The 22,619-nt window shown below is 74.1% G+C and carries 21 protein-coding genes and 1 tRNA gene; 11 read left to right on the top strand and 11 right to left on the bottom strand.

What is annotated here, in order from left to right; all coding sequences use genetic code 11:
• Positions 1 to 2: 2 nt before the first annotated feature.
• The 5 genes from LN652_RS19440 (at position 3) to LN652_RS19460 (ending at position 5,009) form a co-directional block, all read left to right on the top strand.
• A complete protein-coding gene (locus tag LN652_RS19440; RefSeq protein ID WP_230442231.1) occupies positions 3 to 263 on the top strand; it encodes a hypothetical protein in 261 nt (86 codons plus the stop codon).
• Between the two features lie 27 nt (positions 264 to 290).
• Entirely contained in the window at positions 291 to 1,340 is a 1,050-nt protein-coding gene (locus LN652_RS19445) for a YlbL family protein (RefSeq protein ID WP_230442232.1), read from the top strand.
• Positions 1,340 to 1,909: a PPA1309 family protein gene (locus tag LN652_RS19450; protein ID WP_230442233.1), complete on the top strand. Its 570-nt coding sequence runs from the start codon at positions 1,340 to 1,342 to the stop codon at positions 1,907 to 1,909. The genes LN652_RS19445 and LN652_RS19450 overlap by 1 nt, the downstream gene beginning before the upstream one ends.
• A gap of 11 nt (positions 1,910 to 1,920) precedes the next feature.
• Positions 1,921 to 4,869: a UPF0182 family membrane protein gene (locus LN652_RS19455; RefSeq protein WP_230442234.1), complete on the top strand. Its 2,949-nt coding sequence runs from the start codon at positions 1,921 to 1,923 to the stop codon at positions 4,867 to 4,869.
• A 66-nt stretch (positions 4,870 to 4,935) separates the two neighbouring features.
• Positions 4,936 to 5,009: transfer RNA gene (locus tag LN652_RS19460), tRNA-Met, on the top strand.
• 68 nt (positions 5,010 to 5,077) lie between these two features.
• On the opposite strand, the gene LN652_RS19465 is transcribed toward LN652_RS19460, so the two are convergent.
• A complete protein-coding gene (locus LN652_RS19465) occupies positions 5,078 to 5,758 on the bottom strand; it encodes a hemerythrin domain-containing protein (RefSeq protein WP_230442235.1) in 681 nt (226 codons plus the stop codon).
• A 131-nt stretch (positions 5,759 to 5,889) separates the two neighbouring features.
• Here LN652_RS19465 and LN652_RS19470 point away from each other — a divergent pair, with 131 nt between their 5' ends.
• The gene (locus LN652_RS19470; protein ID WP_230442236.1) at positions 5,890 to 9,270 is read left to right on the top strand and encodes an AfsR/SARP family transcriptional regulator; all 3,381 of its coding nucleotides are present in this window, start codon (positions 5,890 to 5,892) and stop codon (positions 9,268 to 9,270) included.
• Positions 9,271 to 9,320: 50 nt separating this feature from the next.
• Here the strand turns inward: LN652_RS19470 and LN652_RS19475 are convergent, their stop codons facing one another.
• The 4 genes from LN652_RS19475 to LN652_RS19490 form a co-directional block, all read right to left on the bottom strand.
• The gene (locus tag LN652_RS19475) at positions 9,321 to 10,229 is read right to left on the bottom strand and encodes a PfkB family carbohydrate kinase (protein WP_230442237.1); all 909 of its coding nucleotides are present in this window, start codon (positions 10,227 to 10,229) and stop codon (positions 9,321 to 9,323) included.
• Positions 10,230 to 10,237: 8 nt separating this feature from the next.
• On the bottom strand, positions 10,238 to 10,939 hold the full coding sequence (locus LN652_RS19480) for an FAD-binding oxidoreductase (RefSeq protein ID WP_230442238.1): 702 nt from the start codon (positions 10,937 to 10,939) through the stop codon (positions 10,238 to 10,240).
• 1 nt (position 10,940) lies between these two features.
• Positions 10,941 to 11,549, bottom strand: a complete 609-nt coding sequence (locus LN652_RS19485) for a sulfite oxidase-like oxidoreductase (protein WP_230442239.1) — start codon at positions 11,547 to 11,549, stop codon at positions 10,941 to 10,943.
• Positions 11,550 to 11,647: 98 nt separating this feature from the next.
• A complete protein-coding gene (locus LN652_RS19490; protein WP_230442240.1) occupies positions 11,648 to 12,535 on the bottom strand; it encodes an EamA family transporter in 888 nt (295 codons plus the stop codon).
• A gap of 83 nt (positions 12,536 to 12,618) precedes the next feature.
• Between LN652_RS19490 and LN652_RS19495 the strand changes: the two genes are divergently transcribed.
• Both LN652_RS19495 and LN652_RS19500 read left to right on the top strand, forming a co-directional pair.
• Positions 12,619 to 13,515, top strand: a complete 897-nt coding sequence (locus tag LN652_RS19495; protein ID WP_230442241.1) for a LysR family transcriptional regulator — start codon at positions 12,619 to 12,621, stop codon at positions 13,513 to 13,515.
• Positions 13,516 to 13,582: 67 nt separating this feature from the next.
• Entirely contained in the window at positions 13,583 to 14,113 is a 531-nt protein-coding gene (locus LN652_RS19500) for a DUF5994 family protein (protein ID WP_230442242.1), read from the top strand.
• Positions 14,114 to 14,123: 10 nt separating this feature from the next.
• Here LN652_RS19500 and LN652_RS19505 read toward each other — a convergent pair whose 3' ends face one another.
• From LN652_RS19505 to LN652_RS19520, 4 genes are all read right to left on the bottom strand, one after another.
• Positions 14,124 to 14,465, bottom strand: coding sequence for a DUF2200 domain-containing protein (locus tag LN652_RS19505; protein WP_230442243.1), 342 nt, complete (start codon positions 14,463 to 14,465; stop codon positions 14,124 to 14,126).
• Between the two features lie 10 nt (positions 14,466 to 14,475).
• Positions 14,476 to 14,634 carry a hypothetical protein gene (locus LN652_RS19510; RefSeq protein ID WP_230442244.1) on the bottom strand — a complete coding sequence of 53 codons (159 nt, stop codon included), beginning with the start codon at positions 14,632 to 14,634 and terminating at the stop codon, positions 14,476 to 14,478.
• The gene (locus LN652_RS19515) at positions 14,631 to 17,288 is read right to left on the bottom strand and encodes an FAD/NAD(P)-binding protein (protein WP_230442245.1); all 2,658 of its coding nucleotides are present in this window, start codon (positions 17,286 to 17,288) and stop codon (positions 14,631 to 14,633) included. The genes LN652_RS19510 and LN652_RS19515 overlap by 4 nt, the downstream gene beginning before the upstream one ends.
• A gap of 81 nt (positions 17,289 to 17,369) precedes the next feature.
• Positions 17,370 to 17,972 (bottom strand): GNAT family N-acetyltransferase, encoded by a 603-nt coding sequence (locus tag LN652_RS19520; protein WP_230442246.1) that lies wholly within the window; start codon positions 17,970 to 17,972, stop codon positions 17,370 to 17,372.
• A gap of 60 nt (positions 17,973 to 18,032) precedes the next feature.
• Between LN652_RS19520 and LN652_RS19525 the strand changes: the two genes are divergently transcribed.
• On the top strand, positions 18,033 to 18,722 hold the full coding sequence (locus LN652_RS19525; protein ID WP_230442247.1) for an aspartate/glutamate racemase family protein: 690 nt from the start codon (positions 18,033 to 18,035) through the stop codon (positions 18,720 to 18,722).
• 21 nt (positions 18,723 to 18,743) lie between these two features.
• Here LN652_RS19525 and LN652_RS19530 read toward each other — a convergent pair whose 3' ends face one another.
• Positions 18,744 to 19,784: a 1-aminocyclopropane-1-carboxylate deaminase gene (locus LN652_RS19530; protein WP_230442248.1), complete on the bottom strand. Its 1,041-nt coding sequence runs from the start codon at positions 19,782 to 19,784 to the stop codon at positions 18,744 to 18,746.
• The gene (locus LN652_RS19535) at positions 19,781 to 20,461 is read right to left on the bottom strand and encodes a GntR family transcriptional regulator (protein ID WP_230442249.1); all 681 of its coding nucleotides are present in this window, start codon (positions 20,459 to 20,461) and stop codon (positions 19,781 to 19,783) included. Before LN652_RS19535 ends, LN652_RS19530 begins: the two co-directional genes overlap by 4 nt.
• A gap of 180 nt (positions 20,462 to 20,641) precedes the next feature.
• On the opposite strand from LN652_RS19535, the gene LN652_RS19540 reads away from it, so the two are divergent.
• Positions 20,642 to 21,589, top strand: coding sequence for a cation diffusion facilitator family transporter (locus LN652_RS19540; protein WP_230442250.1), 948 nt, complete (start codon positions 20,642 to 20,644; stop codon positions 21,587 to 21,589).
• Between the two features lie 7 nt (positions 21,590 to 21,596).
• On the top strand, positions 21,597 to 22,619 hold the full coding sequence (locus LN652_RS19545; protein WP_230442251.1) for an LLM class flavin-dependent oxidoreductase: 1,023 nt from the start codon (positions 21,597 to 21,599) through the stop codon (positions 22,617 to 22,619).

The following is a 22,619-nucleotide window of genomic DNA, read 5'->3' on the forward strand; positions in this document are numbered from 1 at the left end:
GCGTGGAGATCCTGCTGTGGCTCGTGCCGGCCGGCCTGACGACGGTCGTCGCCATGCTGTGGGTGTCGTGGGTGGGCCGCGACGGCCACGGCGAGGTCGACCGCGAGGTCGCGGTCGAGCGCCTCGGCAAGGCCCTCGCCAAGGACCTGCCCGCAGGGACCCGGCCCACGCCCGCGTCCTCCCGCGACCGCAACACCGGCATCGCGGTGCGACCCAGCCACGCGCACGGCCGCCCCGGCGGCGACACCCGTCGCGCGTCGTAGTTGCACCCATTTGAGAGAGTTGCGCCCATGAGTCAGCGGACCAGGGCGGGGTTGGTCGCGCTGACCCTGCTGGCCGTGCTCTGGGCGGCCGCGGCGTTCCTCCCGCTGCCCTACGTCACCTACTACCCCGGGCCGACCGTCGACATCCTCGGTGAGAACGACGGCCAGGAGACGGTGCAGGTCACCGGCCACCGGGCCTACCACGACGACGGCGAGCTCCGGATGACCACCGTCTACGTCTCCCAGCCCGAGGACGACGTCAGCCTCCCCGAGCTGCTGCGCGCCTACCTCGACCCCGACGCGGCGGTCTGGCCGCGCTCCTCGGTCTACGCGCCCGAGGACACCGACGAGTCCAGCGACCGCGAGTCCGCGGTGGAGATGGTGTCGTCGCAGGACACCGCCGTCGCCGCCGCGCTGACCGAGATCGGCGAGGACGTCACGCCGATCGTCGAGGTGCTCGACGTGACCCCCGGCCTGCCCGCGGAGGGCAAGCTGGAGGTGCGTGACCGGCTGCTGGAGGTCGGCGGGACCGAGGTGACCCGGGCCCAGGACGTCGTCGACGCCGTCACCGCGGCGCCGGCCGGCGAGCCGATCGAGTTCCGCGTGCGCCGCGACGGCGAGGACGTGAGCGTCGAGGTCACCCCCGAGCAGGTCGACGGGACGCCGCGGGTCGGCATCACGCCCGGCACGGGCTACGACTTCCCCTTCCAGGTGAGCGTCCGGATCGCCGACAACATCGGAGGTCCCAGCGCCGGGCTGATGATGTCGCTGGCGATCGTCGACACACTGACGCCCGGATCGCTGACCGGCGGCGCCGACGTCGCCGGCACCGGCACCATCACCCCCGACGGCAAGGTCGGGCCGATCGGCGGGATCCAGCAGAAGATCGCCGCCGCCCGCGACGCCGGAGCCCGCCTGTTCCTCGTCCCCGCCGACAACTGCGACGGCATCGGGGGCGTCGACACCGGCGACATGCGCCTGGCGAGGGCCACCACGCTGCACGCCGCCGTCGAGACCCTGGCCGCCTGGACCGCCGACCCCGACACCGACCTGCCGACCTGCGAGGACGCCTCCTGATGACCGACCCCGACCAGCCGATCGCACTGCCCGAGGACCCGGCGCTCGCCGCCGCGGTGCTCGAGATCGAGGCGCACGTGGCCGGTGACGGCTGGGACCAGCCCGCGCGGCTCTACGCCCTCGTCGACACCGCCGAGCTGGTCGCCCAGGAGCCCGCCCTCGCCGCGGCGATGGCGATCGACGGCCCGGGCGACGACGGCTCGTTCACCCCGATCGAGCAGGACGGGCTGCCGCCGGGCCAGGCGCTGGAGGAGGCGCTCCAGTCGATCGCCTGGCCGGACAGCGTGAGCGGCTGCGCGGCGGTCATCGAGCGCCTGGTGCTGCCGCCCGAGGCCGACGACGACATCCCCGACGACCCGACGGCCGCGGAGCTCTTCGCCCGCGAGCACCCGGACCGCCAGGAGGTCCGGATGGTGGCCGGGGTGACCCGCGCGGGCGCCTCCTACTGCGCCCTGCGGCTGCGGGCCCACGACGACGACCAGTCCGTGGTCGACGGCACCGAGCTGGTGCCCGGCCTGCTGGACCTGCTCCACGCGACGTTGCACGACTCTCCCCTCGACAATCCCTGACAGGTGCCGGTATGAGCGCTCCCTTCGACACTCCCCGACCCGCCACGCCGCCGCGGCCTCCGTCCTCGTCGCGCCGTCCCGGCGCGCTGGTGATCACCGCGATCGTGCTGGTGGTCGGCTTCATGCTGCTGAGCGGCTTCGCGTCGTTCTGGACCGAGCGGCTGTGGTTCCGCTCGACCGGCTACAGCGAGGTCTTCACGACGCTGCTGCTCACCCGGGTGGGGCTGTTCCTGGTCTTCGCCGGGCTGATGGCCGCGACCGTGGCCGCGGCGATGGCGGTGGCCTACCGGTTCCGCCCGGTCCTGTGGCCCGGCATGCCCGGGATGCCCGACGACGGGATGGACCGCTACCGCGAGCTCCTCGCGCCGCGCATGGGCAAGGTGATCGCCGCCGTCGCGATCGTGATGGGGCTCTTCGCCGGCGCCTCCGCCACCGGGCAGTGGCGCAGCTTCTCGCTGTGGCGGCACAGCAAGTCGTTCGGCACGGAGGACCCGTACTTCAACAAGGACGTCGGCTTCTACGTCTTCGACCTGCCCTTCTGGCACTACGTCGTCGACTTCGTGATGGCGCTGGCCGTCGTCGGGCTGCTGGCGACGGTCGTCGTCAACTACCTCTTCGGCGGGATCCGGCTCTCGGGGCGTGTGGGGGAGCGGCTCACCAGCGCCGCGCAGATCCAGGTGTCGGTGCTGCTGGCGGTCTTCGTGCTCGCCAAGGCCGTCGACTACTGGCTCGACCGCTACGACCTGGTCACCAACTCGGGCTCGATCTTCACCGGCATGGGCTACACCGACGACAAGGCGGTGCTGCCCGCGAAGGAGATCCTCGCCGGGATCGCGGTCGTGTGCGCCGTGCTGTTCCTCGCCAACGTGCTGCGCCGCACCTGGCTGCTGCCGTCCGTGGGAGTCGCGCTGTTCGCCCTCTCGGCGATCATCCTCGGCCTCGTCGTCCCGTCGATCGTGCAGTCGATCCGGGTCAACCCCAACGTCCCGGACCGTGAGGGCCCCTACATCAAGGCCAACATCGACGCCACGCGCGCGGCCTACCAGCTCGACCAGATCGACGTGCGCAACGTGGCCGGCACGCCGGTGGCCGCCGACGACGGCCGGCTCGAGGCGCTCGACGGCCTGACGGCCGGCATCCCGCTCGTCGACCCGCAGATCGTCAGCGAGATCTTCGAGCAGCAGCAGCAGGTGCGGGCCTACTACTCGGTGCCCGACGTGCTCGACGTCGACCGTTACGAGATCGACGGCACGGACCGCGCCGTGGTCCTCGGCGTGCGCGAGCTGGACCAGAGCGGCCTGGCCGAGAGCGACCAGAACTGGTCCAACCTGCACACCGCCTACACCCACGGCAACGGCGTCATCGCGGCGTTCGCCAACCAGCGGCCCGAGGACGACTCGCGCCAGGACACCAGCATCCAGTGGGCCGAGGGCGCCGAGCCGGACGAGGACACCCTGACCCGGCTGTCGGGCGACGAGGGCTACGAGACGCGCGTCTACTTCGGCGAGCAGAGCCCGGACTACAGCATCGTCGGGCTCGACCCCAACGGCAAGGCGGTCGAGTTCGACCTGCCGCGCGGCGAGCGCACCGACGAGGACGTCGCGACGACCTACGACGGCGACGCGGGCGTGCCGATCGGCAACCTCTTCGACCAGCTGCTCTACGCGGTGAAGTTCAGCGAGCCCAACCTGCTGCTCTCCAGCCGGGTGCACGCGAACTCGAAGATCCTCTACGACCGCAACCCGCGCACCATGGTGGAGAAGGTCGCGCCGTGGCTCACCGTCGACTCCGACCCCTACCCGGTCGTGGTGGACGGCAAGATCCAGTGGATCCTCGACGGCTACACGGTCACCGACAAGTACCCGCTCTCCCAGCGCGAGTCGCTCGAGGAGATGACCGACGACGCGCTGCAGCAGAACACCGGCTTCCAGACGCTGCCGACCGACGAGATCAACTACCTGCGCAACTCGGTCAAGGCGACGGTCGACGCCTACGACGGCACCGTCCGGCTCTACGAGTGGGACGAGGACGACCCGATCCTGCAGGCCTGGGAGGACGTCTTCCCCGGGGTGGTGCAGCCGAAGGACGACATCCCCGACTCCCTGCTCGAGCACCTGCGCTACCCCGAGGACCTGTTCAAGGCCCAGCGCTTCCAGTTCCAGCGCTACCACGAGACCTCGGCGTCGGCATGGTTCGAGGGGTCGAGCCGGTGGGAGGTGCCGAGCGACCCGCAGAGCGCCAACCGCCTGCAGCCGCCGTACCGCCTTTTCACCGACACCGGTGCGGGGGAGACCTGGTCGCTGACGTCGGTCTACGTGCCGCGGGACAAGGAGAACAACCTCGCGGCCTACATGGCGGTCAACAGCGACGCGACGAGCGACGACTACGGCAAGGTGTCGGTGCTGCAGCTGCCGAACGAGCCCACGGGCGGCCCGCTGCAGATCGCGAACACGTTCTCCACCAACGAGGACGTCAGCGCCGCGCTGCTGCCCTACACGACCGGTGACGCGGACCGGGTGCCCGGCAACCTGCTGACGGTGCCGATCGGCGACTCCTTCATGTACGTCCAGCCGGTCTACACGCGCCGCGCGGGCGAGTCGAACTTCCCGATCCTGCGCTTCGTGCTGGTCTCCTACGAGAACCGGGTCGGCATCGGCACCACGCTGGTCGGCGCGATCGAGGACGCCCTCACCTCGGACGGCTCGACCGACGGGTCGGGGGAGACCCCGACCGAGGAGCCCACGCCGACCGAGGAGCCGACCCCGACCGAGGAGCCGACCCCGACGCCGGGCGAGACCGGCGGCGGCCAGGCGACCGTGGCCGAGCTGCTGCGGCAGGCCGAGCAGAAGTTCGCCCAGGCCGACGCGGCGCAGCAGGCCGGCGACACGGTCCGCTGGGCGCGCCTGATGGAGGAGGGACGCACCCTCGTCGAGCAGGCCGCGAGCCAGCTGGGCGGCTGACCGACGGGCTCCACCCACCCCCGATTTGGGCGCCGCGGACGGGCAGGGTAATGTTCTGTTCACCGACGCGGGGTGGAGCAGCTCGGTAGCTCGCTGGGCTCATAACCCAGAGGTCGCAGGTTCAAATCCTGCCCCCGCTACAAAGGAGAAGGGCCCTCACAGTCTGACTGTGAGGGCCCTTCGTTCGTGTGCGGCCGACCCGCCGCGCTCAGGCGGTGATGCCCACCGTCGCGGCGTACCGCCGGAACGCGCGGTCGGCCGTGAGCCGCAACCAGAGGCGGACCGGCAGGGGAGCCTTGGCCAGGTCGGCCGCGACGACCGCGGGGTCGCCGACGTGGCGCATGATCCCGAACGCCGTGGGCAGGAAGCGGAACGGGATCTTGCGCAGCCCGCGCTCGCCGAGCTCCGCCCACTCCGTCTCGCTGACCGAGCGCGCAGCCAGCGGCAGCAGGTGCCGCTCCTCGGCAGCCATGTGCTCGACCAGTGCGTCGACGAGCGCCTCCACCGCTGCAGCCAACCGGTCGCGCTCGACGGCCGTCGCGCCAGCGCGCCAGCGGGGGAGCAGCGCAGCCGTCTGCTCGAGGTGGTCGTGGATGTGCGCGTGCTGGTTCTCCATCAGGTGCACCACGGGGGCCAGCTGCTCCGGCACCCGCTCCAGCAGCCTGGGCCACAGCAGCTCGTCCTCGCTGGTGTGGTGGCCCTCCAGGACCAGCAGGATCGTCTCGACGTGTCCGGCCACGACCCTCGCGCGGCCGACGTCGCCGGGCGGGACCTCCCGTACGAGGTTCGGTGCGGGCAGCAGGCTCCAGCGAAAGGCGTCGTGGGCCATGATCATGCCGCGCACGTCCGTGAGGCCGGGGCCGTGCAGGGCGGCGTCGGTGGTGCTCATCAGTGCTCCTTCGGGTCGGTTCTGTCGACGTCACCACTGTGGGACGCCGTGCTTGGTCGGCTCTTGGAACCGTCTTGGAGGGCCACCGGACCACCACCCGTGCGGCGCGATCGGCCTCTAGGGTGTGCGCCATGGAGTGGAGGGTGCTCGGGCCGCTGGAGGTCAGCGCCGGGTCCGCGCGGCTCGACCTCGGCGGCGCCAAGCCGCGGGCCGTGCTCGCCGTCCTGCTCGCCGCCGGTGGCAGGACCGTCTCGGTGGACCGGTTGCTGGACGAGGTCTGGGGCGAGCAGCCTCCGCCGAAGGTGATGGCCTCGCTGCAGAGCTACGTGGCCAACCTGCGCCGCACCCTCGAGGCGGACCGGGCGGCGCGCTCGCCGGCCAGGCTCCTCGTCACACGACCCCCCGGCTACGCGCTCCTGGCCCAGCCGGGGGAGGTCGACGCGGCCGTCTTCGAGCGTCGGGCGGCGGCCGGCCATGCCCTTCTCGGCACGGATCCCGATGGCGCTGCGGTCGAGCTCGAGGCGGCACTCGGCCTGTGGCGGGGGGAGGCGTACGCCGACTGCCCCCCGGCGCCGTCCGTCGTCGCCGAGGCGCGCCGGCTCGACGCGGTGCGGCTGCTGGCGACCGAGGACCGCTGGCAGGCGGAGATCGACAGGGGAGGCCACGCGGTCGCCGTCGCGCCGCTGGAGATGATGGTGTCGACCCACCCGCTGCGTGAGCGGGCGTGGGGCCTGCTCGCACTGGCGCTCTATCGGTGCCAGCGCCAGGGCGAGGCGCTGCAGGCGCTGGCCAGGGCCCGTGCGGTGCTGCTCGACGAGCTGGGTGTCGACCCGAGCCCGCAGCTGCGCGACCTCGAGTCGGCGCTGCTGCGCCAGGACCCCTCGGTGGCCGTGCCGACCCGTGCTCGGGCGACGGTCGCCACGGCCGGGCGTCCGACCGCGACACCGGCACCTCGCGGTCTCGTCGGTCGGATCGACGCGCTCGCCATCGTGACCGGCGCGATCGTGGAGGCGGTCGAGGGCCGTGGTCGCCTCGTCCTCCTCACCGGAGAGGCGGGCATCGGCAAGACCCGGATGGCGCAGGCCGTCGCCTCGACGGCGGAGGCGCTCGGGCTGGGGGCGCACTGGGGCCGCTGCGACGAGGGTGGCACGGCGCCCGCCCTGTGGCCGTGGACGCAGGTCCTGCCGGACGTGGTCGAGGAGGGCCGGGAGACGTTCGCCCTCGCGGAGCGGGCGCTGTCGGTGCTGCGGGACGCCGGACCGATGCTGATCGTGCTCGACGACCTGCACTGGGCCGACGCCGACTCCCTGCGCCTGCTGCGACGCATCGCTCCCGCGCTCCCCGACCTGCCCGTCGTCGTGCTGGCCACGCTGCGCGACGCCGAGGCAGACTGGGGGCCGGCCGTGGGCGACGCCCTCGGTGACCTGGCTCGGGTCGACCCCCTCCGGCTGCCCCTGGTGGGCCTCACCACCGAGGAGGTCGGCACCTATCTCCGAGGACGGTCGGACGCCGACGTCCCCGACGACGTGGCCCGCGCGTTGCGGGACCGCACCGAGGGCAATCCCTTCTACATCGGCCAGCTCGTCGACCTGCTGGCTCGCGAGGACCGGCTCCGTGAGGCGGCCGCGGTGGACGAGCTCGAGGTGCCGGACGGTGTGCGTGACGTCGTGCGGCGTCGGCTCGCCCAGCTGCCCGACCACACCCGGTCGCTGTTGGAGACGGCTGCCGTCGTGGGCCGCTCGTTCGACGCCGACGTCGTCGAGAGCGCCGGCGACCTGGACGACCCGCTGGCGGTGGAGGAGGGCCTCGAGGCCGCGCTGTCGTCAGGGCTGGTGATCGAGGAGCCCTCGGGCTCGTACCGCTTCGCGCACGCCCTGGTGCAGGAGGCGGTGTACGCCGGTATCCCGGGACCGCGACGGGCACGGCGCCACGCAGCAGTCGCCCACGCCCTGGCTGCGCTGCGCCCGGGTGCGGCGAGCACCCGCGCGGCGGAGATCGCCGAGCACCACGCGCGGGCGGGAGCCGGTCACGCCCGCCCCAGCTGGGAGTGGGCGGCACGGGCGGCGGCGCAGGCGCGCCGGGGAGGTGCGCCCGAGGAGGCCGCCCGCTGGCTCGGGCTCGCTGCTGTCGCCGTCGACCGCGACCGGACCGCCACCGCCGCCGAACGGCACGGGCTCGTGGTCGCCCACGTCAGCGCGCTGATCCGGGCCGGACAGGTCGCCGAGGCGTGGGAGCGAGCGGTGGTCCGTGCCGGGGAGGTCCTCGACGAGGGTGACGCCGTCGCGAGCGCCGAGCTCGCGGTCTCGGTGACCACCACCGTGTGGAACTGGCGTCCCTACGGCTCCGTCGACAGCCGTGCGGTCGCCCTCCTCGAGCGGCTCCGCCACGAGCTTCCCGAGGAACGTCCCGTGCTCCGCGCCCGCGTCATCGCCACGCTCGCTCTCGAGCTCTACTGGGTGGACGCGCCGCGGTCCCGCGAGCTCACCGCGGCTGCGCTCGTCCTGGTGCCGACCGACGCGCTCGACCGACCCGAGCTGCCCGAGGCGTCCGAGGTGTCCGAGGTGCTCGAGGTCGCCCACGCCAGCCTCATGCACGTCGACCGGGCGCGGGACCGGCTCGACGTCGCCGAGCGGTTGCTCGGCCAGGCACGGGCCCGTGGCGACCGCGAGCTCGAGGCGCGCGCCCTGCTGATGCGCGGGTCGGACCGGGCCGCCCTCGGCCACTTCGCGGACGGGTGGAGCGACTACGCCGACGCCCGCGAGCTGGCAACCGCCCAGGGCCAGCCCATCGTCGACGTCATCGTGCGGTACGCCGAGGTGCTGCGCCCGCTGGCGGAGGGGCGCGCCGGCGACGCCGAGGAGATGCTCGCCGAGGTCGTCGCGCTGCACCGGCGTACGACGATCGTGTCGGGGGACGTGCTGGCGTCCCTCTTCCAGCTCACCATCGACCTCGTCCACGGCGGACCGGAGCGGTGGGCACGTGCCGAGCGGCTGGTCGCTCACATGCCGCCCGGGCCGAGGGTCGAGCTGCGCGCCGTGGTGCTCCAGCGCGCCGGCCGGGCTGACGAGGTGCCAGCCCTCGTCGGGGCCTGGGCCGACCAGCGACCCGTGGACGACGACTTCCTGTGGCTCTACACCACCGCCCACCGCGCCGAGGTCTGGTCACGGCTCGGCGACCCCGTGGCGGTGGCCGAGCTGCGCGACCAGCTGCTGCCCTTCCGCGGGCTGCCGGTGTGGGTCGGCACGGGGGTCGGGCTCGCCGGCTTCACCGACCACTACCTCGGGCTGCTCGCCCGCTCGCAGGGGGACCTCGACGCGGCGGTGGTCGATCTCGAGGCAGCGCGCGACCGGGCCGCGCGGGAGGGCATGGCGGCGTTCGAGGTGCTGAGCACCCACGAGCTGGCTCGGACCAGGGCACAGCGCGGTCGCCCCGGTGACGCGACCGCGTCTGCGCAGCTCGCCGCGGAGGCAGCAGCCCGGGCGAGCCGCATCGGCCTGGTCCTGCCCCGGTGAGCACTGCCCGTCCGGGAGGCCCTGGACGGCGGCGGAGCGGTCGCATCTCGTCAGCGGGCGCCGAGCCGGGTGACGGACTCGGACGCGGCAGCCAACGCTGCTGCGGCGGCGCCCATGAGGGTGGAGTCAGGCCCTGCCAGGCGGGCCGCCAGCGCGCCGGCGAACACGTCGCCCGCCCCGGTCGTGTCGACGACCTGGACCTCGGGGGCCGGGACCCGGGTCGAGCCGTGCCGGTCGGCGACGTCGGCCCCCGCGCCGCCGAGGGTCACCACGACGGACCGGGCGCCGGTGTGCCGGACGAGGTCCGCGGCCGACGGGACCGCCGAGCCGGGCTCGGCCGCGGCGCCGGGGCCGTGGAGGACCTCGATGGCCTCCGACGCGTTGACCACGAGCGGGTCCGCCGCCTCCAGCACGGCAGCGGGGAGGGGGACGACCGGCGCCGTGCTGAGCACGAGCCGGGCGCCCGATGCCGCGGCCGCCTCGGCGGCCCACACGACCGGCTCCGCGCCCACCTCGGTCTGGGCGAGCACCACCCGCGCCCCCGCGGAGGCGGCGACGACGTCGTCGTGCGCGAGGCTCGCGTTGGCGCCGGGGCCCACGACGATCGCGTTCTCGCCGTCCGGGGTGATCGAGATGAGGGCGACCCCGGTGCCGAGGCCCGCCCGGGTCACCACGTGCGCGACGTCCACCCCTGCCCCCGTCAGGGCCGTCAGCTGCTCGCGCCCGGCACCGTCGTCGCCGACTGCCCCGCACATCGCGGTGGCGGCGCCGGCCCGAGCGGCGGCGACCGCCATGTTGGCGCCCTTGCCGCCGTTGCCCGTCCGAGGGCCTCGGCCCACCACAGTCTCGCCGGGACCGGGTCGCCGGTCGACGTGGACGAACACGTCCTGGTTGATGCCGCCGACGACGACCACGTCGACCGGCGGGGGCGGGTCGGACGGGTCGGACGGTCTCGTCATGGGCGGGGTCAGCCGCCGGTGGGCCCGAAGCGCTCCACCCGGATCGACCCGGCGTCGACGCTCGCGTCGAGCAGCAGCTCCTCGGCGTAGGACGCGAAGCGGGCCGAGCCGCAGGCGAAGGCCAGCTCGACGCCGTCGAGCAGCGGTGCGAGCTCGTCGCGGGTGAACGCCCCGGCCGGTCGTCCGTCGCTCTCGGAGCGCGTCCAGGCGAACGTGGCGCCGTGCTTCTCGAGCTCGCGCGCGTAGGGCAGCTCGTCGGGGCCGCGGCCGACCGCGGCGACGCGGACCAGGTCCGCGCGACCGAGGCGACGCGCGGTGCGCGCCATCGCCACGGCCGGCACGACGCCGGTGCCGCCGACGAGGCACAGGACGGGCGTCGTGGTGTCCCACACGAACCAGCGGCCGATGGGGCCGCGCAGCTCGAGCACGTCGCCGACCTCGGCGACGTCGGCGAGGAACTCCGAGACCTCGCCGTCGGGCTGGCGCTCGACGAGGAACTCCAGCAGCGGGTCGTCGCTGTCGGAGGCGAGGGAGTACGACCGCTGGGCGGTGTAGTCGTCGGGGGCGCGCAGCCGGATCAGGTAGTGCTGGCCCGGCAGGTGCCGGGGGCGGTCCTCGACGTGCATGCGCAGCCGGACGGTCGTCGCGGTGGGGTGGTCGAGCTCGATGATGCGGCCGTCGGTCCAGGCCGCGAGGGGCGCGGGCGGCACTTCAGTCGCCCTGGTAGCGCTGCTCGAGCCACGGGTCGCCGCGGTCGTGGTAGCCGTTCTGCTCCCAGAAGCCCGGGCGGTCCTCGGCCATCAGCTCGAGCCGCGAGACCCACTTGGCGGACTTCCAGAAGTAGAGGTGGGGCACCAGCAGCCGGACCGGACCGCCGTGCTGGCGCGGCAGCGGCTTGCCGTCCACGCTCCACACGATCCACGCCCGCCCGCCGGTGACGTCGGCGAGCGGCAGGTTGGTGGTGTAGCCGGTCACGGAGTGGGCCATCACGTACGCCGCCTCCGAGGTCGGCCGCGCGACGGCGAGCAGGTCGTCGACGCTGATCCCGGTGAAGGTCATGTCGAACTTCGACCACGTCGTCACGCAGTGGATGTCGCCGAAGTAGGACGAGCCCTCGAACGCGTGCAGCTCCGACCAGCTCCACGTGTGTGGTGCCTCCACGAGGCCGTCGACGCTCAGCTGCCACGCCTCGGCCGGCTGGTGCGGCGTCGCCTCGGCGGTCAGCACCGGCCAGGACGAGCCGGTGTCGTACTGCCCGGGTGGGAGCCGACTGCGGTCGGGCTCGGGGCGTCGCCGCTGGAATCCTCGGGTGACGGGCATCGGGTCCTCCTCGGGCGGTGGTCGCGCAGGCACTGCGACGCGGGCCAGCCTAGGCCAGGCGGGGTGCTGCAGCTGCTCTCGGACGTGCGCCGCCCGGCTCAGACGGTCGAGCGGACGGGCTCGACCGCCTCGTCGACCGGCTCGCCGCCCCGCGCCCCGCTGCGCTCGGCTCCGATCCCGGCGGCCACGACCAGCCCGACGCCGAGGACCGACAGCGGGTTCGGCACCTGCGCCAGCGCGAGCAGGCCGATGACGAGGGCGAAGGCCGGCTCGAGCGCCATGAGGGTGCCGAACGCGGCTGTGGTGAGGCGGCGCAGCGCGACCAGCTCGAGGGCGAAGGGCACGACGGGCAGCAGGATCGCGAGCCCGAGGCCGAGCAGCAGCAGCTCCGGGGTGAGCCGGCCGGCGACCGACGGTCCGGCGACCGCGGTGGCGAGGAGCGCCGCGACCGGCATCGAGATCGTCAGCCCGCCGAGCCCGGCGACCGCGTCGCCGACGCGCTGGGTGAGCAGGATGTAGGCCGCCCAGCAGCACGCCGCCCCCAGGGCGAAGCCGACCCCGACCGGGTCGGCGTGGCCGCTCCAGGGCTGCGTGAGCAGCAGCACGCCGGCTGCGGCGAGCAGGGCCCACAGCCGCCCCGTTCCGCGGCTGCGCACGACCGCGACGCCCAGCGGCCCGAGGAACTCCAGCGCGCTCGCGGTCCCGAGCGGCAGGCGCGCGACCGCGGCCATGAACAGGAGCGTGACCCCACCAGTGGCCAGGCCCAGCGCGACGCCGGCCACGACCGCCTCGCGGGTGTAGAGCGACGGGCGCGGGCGCACGATCGCGACCAGGAGCACCGCGGCCCAGGCCAGGCGCAGCCACGCCGCGCCCGACGAGCCGAGGTCGTCGATCAGGCCGACGGACGCGGCGAGGCCGAGCTGGACGCAGAGCATCGAGGTGACGGCCATCGACGCACCGGTGCGGGCGGGGGAGAGGCGGGGCATGCTCCCAGTGAAGGCGACCACACCGTTCACGTCCACGTGAGGATCGTGGACACATCGTGAAGCGCCACTGCACAATGACCGGCATGGACGTGCGTCGCCTCGAGGTCTTGCTGGAGCTGTCGCGCGCGGGCTCGATGCGCGCGGTCGCGGACGTCACCGGGACCACCACGTCGGGCGTCTCGCAGGCGATCGCCGCGCTGGCGCGGGAGGTCGGCACCCCCCTCGTGGAGCCGGACGGCCGCCGCGTGCGGCTCACGCCGGCCGGGCGGCGCCTCGCCGACCACGCCGTGACGATCCTCGCGGCCGTGGAGGCCGCCCGCCTCGACCTGGACCCCACCTCCGAGCCCGCGGGGGTGCTCCGGGTCGCGGGCTTCGCGTCCGCCATCCGTCGCTCCCTGCTGCCCGTCGTCGACGAGCTCCGAGGCGCCCACCCGGGCATCGAGGTGCGGATCCACGAGTACGAGCCGCTCGAGGCCTTCGACCTGCTCGCCCGCGACGAGGTCGACCTGGCGCTGGTCTACGACTACGACCTCGCGCCCGCCCAGTGGCGCGACGACCACGTGGTCGCGCCGCTCTGGCAGGTCGAGTGGGGAGTCGGCGTCCCGACCCGCGACCGCCGCCTCGGGCTCGCCGACCTCGCCGACCGCGACTGGATCGTCAACTCGCGCCACACCGCCGACGAGCAGGCCCTGCGCACCCTCGCCTCGCGCGCCGGCTTCGCGCCGAGGGTCGTGCACCGCATCGACTCCCTCGAGCTGGTCGACGAGCTGGTGCTGGCCGGCCGCGGGGTGGGGCTGCTGCCGCGCGGCCGGACCACACGACGGGGCGTGAGCGTGCTGCGGCTGCGCGACCCGGCCGTCGCGCTGCGGGCGTACGCCGTGACCCGACGTGGGCGCGCCGGGTGGCCGCCGCTGCGGGCGGTCACCGACCGGCTCGTCCCGCGCGAGCGGGGGACGGGTGGGTCAGGGGAGTCGACGTAGGCTGGGGACAACCGGTTGCCGAGCCGGGCTCGTCGAGCCCGCGGGGGCAGCGCGAAGGATGAGCGTCATGGCGACGTCACCGACCAGTCCTGCTCCTGTTCCCGCCTCGGACCCCGGCGCCCGCCGCGACGAGCCGCTCCGGCTGGCCCTGCGCGACGGCCCCCGTTCCCGTGCCGTCGACGGCGCGTGGTGGCCGCGCTCGCGCGACCTCGCCGTCGAGGTCGCGGACCTGGTGGACCACTTCCCGTCCGACGTCGGCCGGATCTCGCGGCTGCTGTTCTCGCGCCCCGACTGGGAGCCTGGGGACGACGGGGAGAGCGTGCACGCGGTCCGCGCCGGGCGCGGCATGGTCAAGGTCGGGTCGTTCCCCGACGACGACACGCACGTCGTGGTGCTGAAGATGTCGACCGGCGAGCCGCTGCGCCTGCTGGTCGTCCCCGCCGACCTCGACGCGGAGCTCGCCCCGCGCGTGATGGCCCTCGCGGCCGACGCCACCAACACCAGGTCACCGCGCTCGCTGCTCGGGCTCCCCGGCCACGACCTCACCCGGGCGTGGCGCGCGACCTGGGACGACGACGCACCGCTGGCGACCCGCTAGGGACGGCGGCTCAGCTCCGCAGCACCTTCTCCATCGGTCGGCCCTTCGCCAGCTCGTCGACGAGCTTGTCGAGGTAGCGGATCCGCCGCATCAGCGGGTCCTCCACCTCCTGCACCTTGACCCCGCACACCGATCCGGTGATCTGGTCGGCCGCGGGGTTGAGGGTGGCGGCGTCGAAGAAGTCGGCGAAGGTCGTGCCGTCGTCGAGGTGGCGGCGCAGCGCGGCGTCGTCGAAGCCGGTCAGCCACTCGATGACCCGGTCCACCTCGGCCTGCGTGCGGCCCTTGCGCTCGGCCTTCGCCACGTAGTGCGGGTAGACCGAGGCGACGCTGGTGGTGAAGATCCGGTGCACCCTTCCAAGGCTAGACGCGACCGCCGTCGTCGGTCGAGGCCTCGCGCAGCAGCCACCACGCCGCGGCGAACGCCACCGCCGCCACCAGCGCGTCGGCGTACAGGTCGGCCAGAGCCAGCACGACGAGGGTGCCGGCCGCGACCGCAGCGAGGACGTCGCGCGGCGTCATCGGACCGACGTCCCGGTCCCGGTGACGACCGCGCGTCGTCGCGCGTCGAGCGCCGAGCTGCGCCTCGAGAGCCGCTCGTCGAGCAGCGTGGCGGCCTCGGTGGTGCGCCCGGCCATGGCGAGGGCGTGGACGAGGGTGTCCTCGACGACCTCGCGCTGGGCCTTGCTGCCGCCGAGCGGGGCCATGGTGGCCACGACTCCGGTGAGCGTCGCGCACGCGGCGTTCCACCGCTCCTCGACCACCGACACCAGGCCGTCGCACAGCGGGGCCACCACGTCGCGGAAGACGGGGTCCTCGCTCGTGGCCGCGGTCGCTCCGAGCGTGGCGAGCGCGGCGGCGTCGCCGTCGGCGGCCAGCAGGACCGCACCGTGCATCGCCGCGAACCCGGTCGGGGGAGCGGTCAGCCACTCGCGCGGCGCGGCGGACCGGACCTCACGGACCGGCAGGTCGTCGGTCCAGGCACCGGTCACCCGGCCGCGCCACAGCAGCGCGCCGCTGTCGACGACGACGCGGCTGCCCCCGACGACGGACGGCGCGAGCTCGCGGGCGTAGCGCCGGCGCACGGCCTCGACGTCGTCCTGCATGAGCTCGTGGAGGGCGGCGTGCCAGGAGAAGTGGGAGCGGTGGTTGGCCTCCGGGCCGCGGCTGCGGATCCACTCGTCGAGCCAGGCCAGCCCGGCGGTGTGCTGGCCGGTCTCGTAGAACACGTGGGCGCGGGCGTGCACGGCGTGGCCGGAGGACGGCTCCACGGAGAGCGCGTAGGACGCGAGGTCCTCGGCCTCGCTCCAGCGCTCCTGGTCCTGCCGGACGAACGCCAGCTGGCCGGCGTACCACCAGTCGTCGCCGTAGGAGCGGCCGAGCGACTCGACCAGCTCGGCGGTCTGGGTGCCGCTGGTGAGGCCCCCGAAGGCGACCGTCGGCACGGCGACGCTGACCGCGAGCGCGTCGCGCGGGAACAGCCGCACGTGGCGGAGCAGGGCCGCGGCGCCGGTCGCCTCGTCGGAGCGGAGGCGGGTGGTGACCGCGTCGAGGAAGCTGCACTCGCGGTCGTCGAGGTGGCGCCCGGCCGCGGCGCCGTGGGCGGCGCGCAGCGAGGAGCGCCAGTGGGTGCCCACGCCCCACTCGTGGCCGAGCAGCGCGAGGGCGGCGTGGGCCTGGACGAAGTCGGGGTCGGCGGCGACCGCTGCGGTCAGGCCCTCCTCGACCCCGTCCTGCAGGCGCAGCAGCCGACCGAGGGCGGCGTTGTAGCGCTTGGCGGCACGGCGGTTGGTCGACAGGGTCAGGCCGTACGGGTCGGTCGGGCGGCGGCGGGCCTCGCCGTGGAGGGAGCGGCTGACCACGCGGGCGACGTCGTAGGCCTGCTCGCGGATCTCCGGCATCGCGGTGGACTCCCAGAGGTTGCCACGGCGCAGCGAGCCCACGGCCAGGAACGGCCGCGTCTCGGGCAGCGTGCCCACGATCCGGCCGTCGTCGGCGGTGTCGATGCCGATGCCGGCGGGGCCGGGACGGACCAGGCCGGTGCGCGCCAGGCGGGTGAGCAGCGGGTCGGCCGCGATGGTGCCGACGGGCCCGGTGCAGTTGACCACCGCCGCCACGGCGAGCTCGGTGCCGTCGTCGAGGGTGACGTGCAGCGCGTCGGGCTCGGGACTGACCGCGGCGATGGTGCCGCGGTGGCGGGCCAGGCGACCCGCGTCGGCGACCGCCGTGAGCCGCTCGTGGGTGACGGGCGCCATCCGGTGCCGGTGCACGTCCCAGGTGCGGGCGTCGCCGGCGAGGAAGCGCCGCTTGTCGGCGTCGGAGAGCCCGCGCCACAGCTGGGCGGTGACCGGGCGCAGGCCGTCGATCGCCGGACGCCAGTCGCCGGTGGCCTCCACGGTCGTGCGCACGTGCGTCGTCAGGGTGTCGCGCAGGGCGTCCAGGCCCTGCAGCCGGGTGATCCCTGGCGGCGGGGGGACCGGCGGGGTGGTGGGCAGCACGTGCCGCTCGGGCACCACGTCGTTGCGCGACACCACGTGGACGGTGCGGCCGGGGCGGTCGGCGCTGATCGCCAGGTCGACCATGGTCAGGCCCGACCCGAGCATCAGCACGTCGCCCTCGTCCGGGATGGCCTGGGTCCACGGGTCGGCGACCAGGCGCGGGTCGTCGGCGAGCTCGCGCGGCGCCCAGTGGGTGCCGGGGCGGCTGCCCGTCGCGAGCACCACGGCGCGCGCGTCGAGCCGCTCGCCGTCTCCGAGCTCGACGACGAAGCCGGTGCCGGCGGGGGTCACGTCGACGACGTCGGCGCGGCGGCGCACGAGACGGGCGTTGCCGGGGAACTCCGCCGCAGTGGTGAGCAGGCTCTCGATGTAGCGCCCGAAGACGGCGCGGGGGGCGAAGTCGTGCGGCTGGAAGGTCGGGTCGTGGTGGTTGCGCAGCCAGCGCAGGAAGTGCTCGGGGTCGCGCGGGAAGGCGCTCATGCCGGAGGCGGGGACGTTGAGGAGGTGGCGCTCGTCCGTGGTGGAGTAGGCCTGGCCGCGACCGGTGGTCGGGGCGGGGTCGACCAGCTCGACCTTGAACCGGGAGGACAGGGCGGTGACGAGATGGGTGGCGACCAGCGTGCCGCCCGCTCCGGCGCCGACCACCACGACCCGACAGTCGCCCTCGTTGCTCCCCATGACCCCACCTTCCATAATCAACTGACTTACTCGACAAAGGTACCAAGCGGGGTCCCTCGGCGCGAGCCGGCGGTCGGCGTGTCAGGTGGCGAGGCGCATCACGACGCGCGGGAACCCCGCCGACGTGGCGTCGGTGCGCGCGGCGAGCGTGAAGCCGGCCTGCTCGAACAGCGCTCGGGTGCCGACGTAGGCCATCGTGAGGTCGACCTTCGCGCCCTGGTTGTCGACGGGGTAGCCCTCGGCCGCAGGCGCACCGCGCTCGACGGCGTAGGCGACTGCGCCGGCGAGCAGGGCGTGGGAGATGCCGCGGCCGCGGTGGCCCGGCCGCACCCGGATGCACCAGGCCGACCAGACCGGCAGGTCGTCGACGTGGGGGATCTTCGTCGACCGGGCGAAGGGCAGCTCGGAGCGCGGCGCGACGGCGGCCCACCCGACCACCTCGTCACCGTCGTAGGCGAGCACCCCGGGCTTGGTGGGCCGACGGGTCAGGCCCTCGACGTAGGCCGCCCGCTCGGCCCCGGCGAGGGCCCGGTTGTCCTTCGCCGGGATGCGGTGGCTCAGGCACCAGCACACGTTCGAGGTCGGCTTCTTCGGCCCGACCATCGTGCGCACGTCGTCGAAGCGGGCATGGGTGGCGGGGTGGACGGTGATCCCGTCGCGCTCGGCCAGCGGCGTGGTGGGCATGCGAGCACGCTAGACGGCGCCGCCGACAACCCCTGTTGAATGGCGTACATGGGTGCGGCGATGCGCAGGATCGGGCTGATCGGCGGGATGAGCTGGGAGAGCTCGGCGCTCTACTACGAGGTCGTCAACGAGGCGGTCCGCGAGCGGCTCGGCGGCTTCCACTCGGCCCGGGTGGTGATGGCGTCGGTGGACTTCGCCGAGGTCGAGGCGATGCAGGCGGCGGGGGAGTGGGACGCGGCCGGCGCGCTGCTCGCCGCCGAGGCTGCCGCCCTCGAGGCCGCGGGCGCGGAGTGCATCGTGCTCTGCACCAACACCATGCACAAGGTGGCCGACGCGATCGGGGCGGCCACCACGGTCCCGCTGCTGCACATCGGCGACGTCACCGCGCGTGCGGTGCGGGCCGCAGGCGTCGAGCGGGTCGCGCTGCTCGGCACCCGGTTCACCATGGAGCAGGACTTCCTGCGCGACCGGCTCGGCTCCCACGGCCTCGACGTGCTCGTGCCGGACGCGGCCGGGCGCACGGTCGTGCACGACGTGATCTACGGCGAGCTGGTCCACGGGGTCGTGCGCGAGGAGTCGCGGGCGGCGTACGTCGACGTGGTGCGCGCGCTGGTCGACCGCGGGGCGCAGGGGGTCGTGCTGGGCTGCACCGAGATCGAGCTGCTGCTGCGCCCGACCGACGTCGACGTCCCGGTCTTCGCCACGACCCGGCTGCACGCGCTGGCCGCGGTCGACCTCGCGCTCGGCTGACGGCGACCGTCCCGGGCGCGCTCAGCCCTGCGCGGGCCAGAGGGAGTGGTAGGCGTTGATCGCGGGCTGGCCGCCGAGGTGGGCGTAGAGCACGTGGGAGTCGCGGGGGATGTCGCCGGCGGTGACGAGGTCGACGAGGCCGGCGAGCGACTTCCCCTCGTAGACCGGGTCGGTGATCATCGCCTCGAGCCGGGCGCCGAGGGCCATCGCCTCCATGGTCGACTCGACCGGGATGCCGTAGAGGTCGCCCGCCCAGCCCTCGAGCACGGTGATCTCGTCGTCGCGCAGGTCCCGCCCGAGCTCGATCAGGTCGGCGGTGTGCCGGGCGATCCGCTCGACCTGGTCGCGGGTCTTCGCCAGGGTGGCGCTCGCGTCGATGCCGAGCACCCGGCGGCGTACGCCGGTGAGGTCCTCGAGGGCGGCGAAGCCGGCGATCATCCCGGCGTGCGTGGAGCCGGTGACGGTGCACACGACGATCGTGTCGAAGGTGACGCCGAGCGCCTTCTCCTGCTCGGCGACCTCGAAGGCCCAGCCGGCGAAGCCGAGCCCGCCGAGCCGGTGCTCGCTGGCGCCGGCCGGGATGGCGTACGGCGTCCCGCCGGCCTCCTCGACCTCGCGGATCGCGTCCTTCCACGAGTCGCGGATGCCGATGTCGAAGCCGCTGTCGTCGAGCCGGGAGTCGGCGCCCATCATCCGGCTGAGCAGGATGTTGCCGACCTGGGTGTTGGTCGGGTCGTCCCACGGCACCCACTTCTCCTGCACCAGCCGGCACTTCAGCCCGAGGTGGGCGGCCACCGCCGCGACCTGCCGCGTGTGGTTGGACTGGAAGCCCCCGATGGAGACGAGCGTGTCGGCTCCGCTGGCGAGCACGTCGGGGACGATGTACTCCAGCTTGCGGACCTTGTTGCCGCCGAACGCCAGGCCGCTGTTGACGTCCTCGCGCTTGGCCCAGACCTGGGCGCCGCCGCCGCGCGCGGCGAGGTGCTCGGTGAGCCGGCGCAGGTGGTGGACGGGGGAGGGGCCGAAGGTCAGGGGGTGGCGGGGGAACTGGTCGAGGATCACGGGGTCTCCTGCTGCTCGGGCTCGGGCTCGGGGATGAGGTCGGCGAGGTTCTGCCAGGTCCGGAAGGACACGTCGGCGGCGGCCGCGGCGTCGCCACGGGCGCAGGCCTCGAGCAGGCGCTCGTGCAGCCGGACGGACTCCACCGCCTCCTCGGAGGCGAAGCGCAGCCGCTCCAGGCGCCGCACCACCGGGCTGAACTGGTCGAGGACGGCGGCGATCGCCCGGTTGCCGCTGGTGGCGACCGGCACGGCGTGGAAGTCGTCGTCGGCGGCCAGCGCCGCGTCGGTGTCACCCGCGGCGACGGCCGCCGCGAACCGCTCGTTGGCGTCGCGCATCAGGTCGAGGTCGTCGGCCGTCATCCGCTCGACCGCCTCGGCGACCGCCAGGCGGTGCATGCCCGCGACGACCGCCTGGGCGTCGCGGACCTCGGCCGGGTCGATCTCCGCGACGACGGTGGACCTGCCGGGAGCGGCGCGTACGAGCCCCGCGTCGGCGAGCCGCAGCAGCGCCTCGCGCACCGGCGTGCGGCTGACCCCGAGCCAGGTCGCGAGCTCGGCGTCACGGACCACCTCGCCGGGGGCGAGGGTGCCGTCGACGATCGCGTCACGCAGCCGGTCGTGGACGGTGTAGCGCAGCAGCGCGGGCCGGACGTGGAGGGGCTGGGTGGGCACCGGCATGCAATATATTGCACATCGCTCGGCGCGGCCCGTCAAGGTGTAGTCCAGTGACGGACGGTCGTGAAACCGGCCCCCGGCCAGCCATCCCTCACTGGACTACCGCGGGCGGGCAGCCATCCCTCACTGGACTACCCCGGCGGGGGCTGCCGGTGGGCCCCCGGGGTGCGGCAGGCTGGGGTCGTGCTCACCGTCGTCATCGCGCTGGCCGCCAACGTCGCCATCGCCGTCCTGAAGAGCATCGTCGCGGTGCTCACCGGCTCGGCGTCGATGGTCGCGGAGGCGGCCCACTCGTGGGCCGACGCCGGCAACGAGGTGTTCCTCCTCGTCGCCGAGAAGCGCGCGGAGAAGCCCGCCGACCGCACCCACCCGCTGGGCTTCGGCCGCGAGGCCTACGTCTGGTCGATGATCGCCGCCTTCGGCCTCTTCGCGGTCGGCGCGGCCGTGTCGGTGATCCACGGCGTGCAGTCCCTCGGCGCGGCCGAGGATGAGACCGACTACCTGTGGGCCTACGTCGTGCTCGGCGCGGCGTTCGTGCTGGAAAGCATCTCCTTCGCCCAGGCCCGCCGCGAGGTGCGCCGCGGTGCGCGCCGCGCCGACGTGAGCCGGGCGAAGTTCCTCGACATCACCTCCAACCCGACCCTGCGCGCGGTGTTCTTCGAGGACGCGGCGGCCCTGGTCGGCATCCTCATCGCGGTCGCCGGGCTCGGCCTGCACGAGATGACCGGGCAGCCGGTGTGGGACGCGGTCGGCTCGATCCTCGTCGGCCTGCTGCTGGGCTTCGTCGCGATCTACCTGCTGCGCCGCAACATGGCGTTCCTCGTCGGGCAGGTCGCCGAGCCGCGCGCCTACGACACGGTGCTGGAGTGGCTGCGCGAGCGGCCCGAGGTCGAGTCGGTCAGCACGCTGCACCTCGAGTACGTCGGACCGGGCAGGGTCTTCCTCGTCGGGTCGGTGGACCTCGTCGGCGACGACCCCGAGAGCGAGGCGGCCGAGGAGCTGCAGCGCCTCGAGGACCACCTCGAGGAGCGCGAGGGCATCGCCCGCGCGGTCCTGTCGCTGGCCGCCCCGGGCCGGGAGCCGCGGATCGGGAGCAACGGGTCGGGAACAACCGAGGTGGTTGAGCGTTGAACCAGTCATGAAGACGATCGGGTTCCTCAACTTCGGCCACTGGACCGACTCCCCGCAGTCGGCCGTGCGCAGCGCCTCGGACACGCTCCTGCAGTCGATCGACCTCGCGGTCGCTGCCGAGGAGCTCGGCGCGGACGGGGCGTACTTCCGCGTCCACCACTTCGCCCGCCAGCTCGCCTCCCCGTTCCCCCTGCTCGCCGCCGTCGGCGCCCGCACCAGCCGGATCGAGATCGGCACCGGCGTGATCGACATGCGCTACGAGAACCCGCTCTACATGGCCGAGGACGCGGGGTCCGCCGACCTGATCTCCGGCGGCCGGCTCCAGCTCGGCATCAGCCGGGGATCACCGGAGCAGGTGATCGACGGCTGGCGCTACTTCGGCTACCAGCCCGCGGACGGCGAGGACCAGGCCGACATGGCACGCCGGCACACCGAGGTGTTCCTCCAGGTGCTCGAGGGCGAGGGCTTCGCCCAGCCCAACCCGCGCCCGATGTTCCCCAACCCGCCCGGCCTGCTGCGCGTGGAGCCCCACTCCGAGGGCCTGCGCGAGCGGATCTGGTGGGGCGCGGCGTCCGACGACACGGCCCGCTGGGCCGCGGCGAAGGGCATGCACCTGATGAGCTCGACGCTGAAGAAGGACGAGACCGGCGAGCCGTTCCACGTCCAGCAGCGCAAGCAGATCGAGGTGTTCCGCGAGGCGTGGAAGGAGGCCGGCCACGCGGGTGAGCCGCGCGTCTCGGTGAGCCGCTCGATCATGCCGATCACCACCGACCTCGACCGGATGTACTTCGGGCGTGAGGGCACCAGCACCGACCAGTTCGGCCAGATCGAGGCGAACCTGCGGGCGGTCTTCGGCCGGACCTACGCCGCCGAGCCCGACGTCCTCGTCAAGGAGCTCGCCGACGACGAGGCGGTCGCGGCGGCCGACACCCTGCTGCTGACGGTGCCCAACCAGCTCGGCGTGGACTACAACGCCCACGTGCTGGAGACCGTGCTCACCCAGGTGGCGCCCGACCTCGGCTGGCGCTGA

Origin of the sequence: Nocardioides okcheonensis, from assembly GCF_020991065.1 — a bacterium.
GTDB lineage: Bacteria > Actinomycetota > Actinomycetes > Propionibacteriales > Nocardioidaceae > Nocardioides > Nocardioides okcheonensis.

What these genes read in the sequence shown, in the direction of transcription:
- LN652_RS19445 (WP_230442232.1), top strand. Translation starts at nt 291, where the DNA reads ATGAGTCAGCGGACCAGGGCGGGGTTGGTCGCGCTGACCCTGCTGGCC.
- LN652_RS19450 (WP_230442233.1), top strand. Translation starts at nt 1,340, where the DNA reads ATGACCGACCCCGACCAGCCGATCGCACTGCCCGAGGACCCGGCGCTC.
- LN652_RS19455 (WP_230442234.1), top strand. Translation starts at nt 1,921, where the DNA reads ATGAGCGCTCCCTTCGACACTCCCCGACCCGCCACGCCGCCGCGGCCT.
- LN652_RS19465 (WP_230442235.1), bottom strand. Translation starts at nt 5,758, where the DNA reads ATGAGCACCACCGACGCCGCCCTGCACGGCCCCGGCCTCACGGACGTG.
- LN652_RS19470 (WP_230442236.1), top strand. Translation starts at nt 5,890, where the DNA reads ATGGAGTGGAGGGTGCTCGGGCCGCTGGAGGTCAGCGCCGGGTCCGCG.
- LN652_RS19475 (WP_230442237.1), bottom strand. Translation starts at nt 10,229, where the DNA reads ATGACGAGACCGTCCGACCCGTCCGACCCGCCCCCGCCGGTCGACGTG.
- LN652_RS19485 (WP_230442239.1), bottom strand. Translation starts at nt 11,549, where the DNA reads ATGCCCGTCACCCGAGGATTCCAGCGGCGACGCCCCGAGCCCGACCGC.
- LN652_RS19490 (WP_230442240.1), bottom strand. Translation starts at nt 12,535, where the DNA reads ATGCCCCGCCTCTCCCCCGCCCGCACCGGTGCGTCGATGGCCGTCACC.
- LN652_RS19495 (WP_230442241.1), top strand. Translation starts at nt 12,619, where the DNA reads ATGGACGTGCGTCGCCTCGAGGTCTTGCTGGAGCTGTCGCGCGCGGGC.
- LN652_RS19500 (WP_230442242.1), top strand. Translation starts at nt 13,583, where the DNA reads ATGGCGACGTCACCGACCAGTCCTGCTCCTGTTCCCGCCTCGGACCCC.
- LN652_RS19510 (WP_230442244.1), bottom strand. Translation starts at nt 14,634, where the DNA reads ATGACGCCGCGCGACGTCCTCGCTGCGGTCGCGGCCGGCACCCTCGTC.
- LN652_RS19515 (WP_230442245.1), bottom strand. Translation starts at nt 17,288, where the DNA reads ATGGGGAGCAACGAGGGCGACTGTCGGGTCGTGGTGGTCGGCGCCGGA.
- LN652_RS19520 (WP_230442246.1), bottom strand. Translation starts at nt 17,972, where the DNA reads ATGCCCACCACGCCGCTGGCCGAGCGCGACGGGATCACCGTCCACCCC.
- LN652_RS19525 (WP_230442247.1), top strand. Translation starts at nt 18,033, where the DNA reads ATGCGCAGGATCGGGCTGATCGGCGGGATGAGCTGGGAGAGCTCGGCG.
- LN652_RS19535 (WP_230442249.1), bottom strand. Translation starts at nt 20,461, where the DNA reads ATGCCGGTGCCCACCCAGCCCCTCCACGTCCGGCCCGCGCTGCTGCGC.
- LN652_RS19545 (WP_230442251.1), top strand. Translation starts at nt 21,597, where the DNA reads ATGAAGACGATCGGGTTCCTCAACTTCGGCCACTGGACCGACTCCCCG.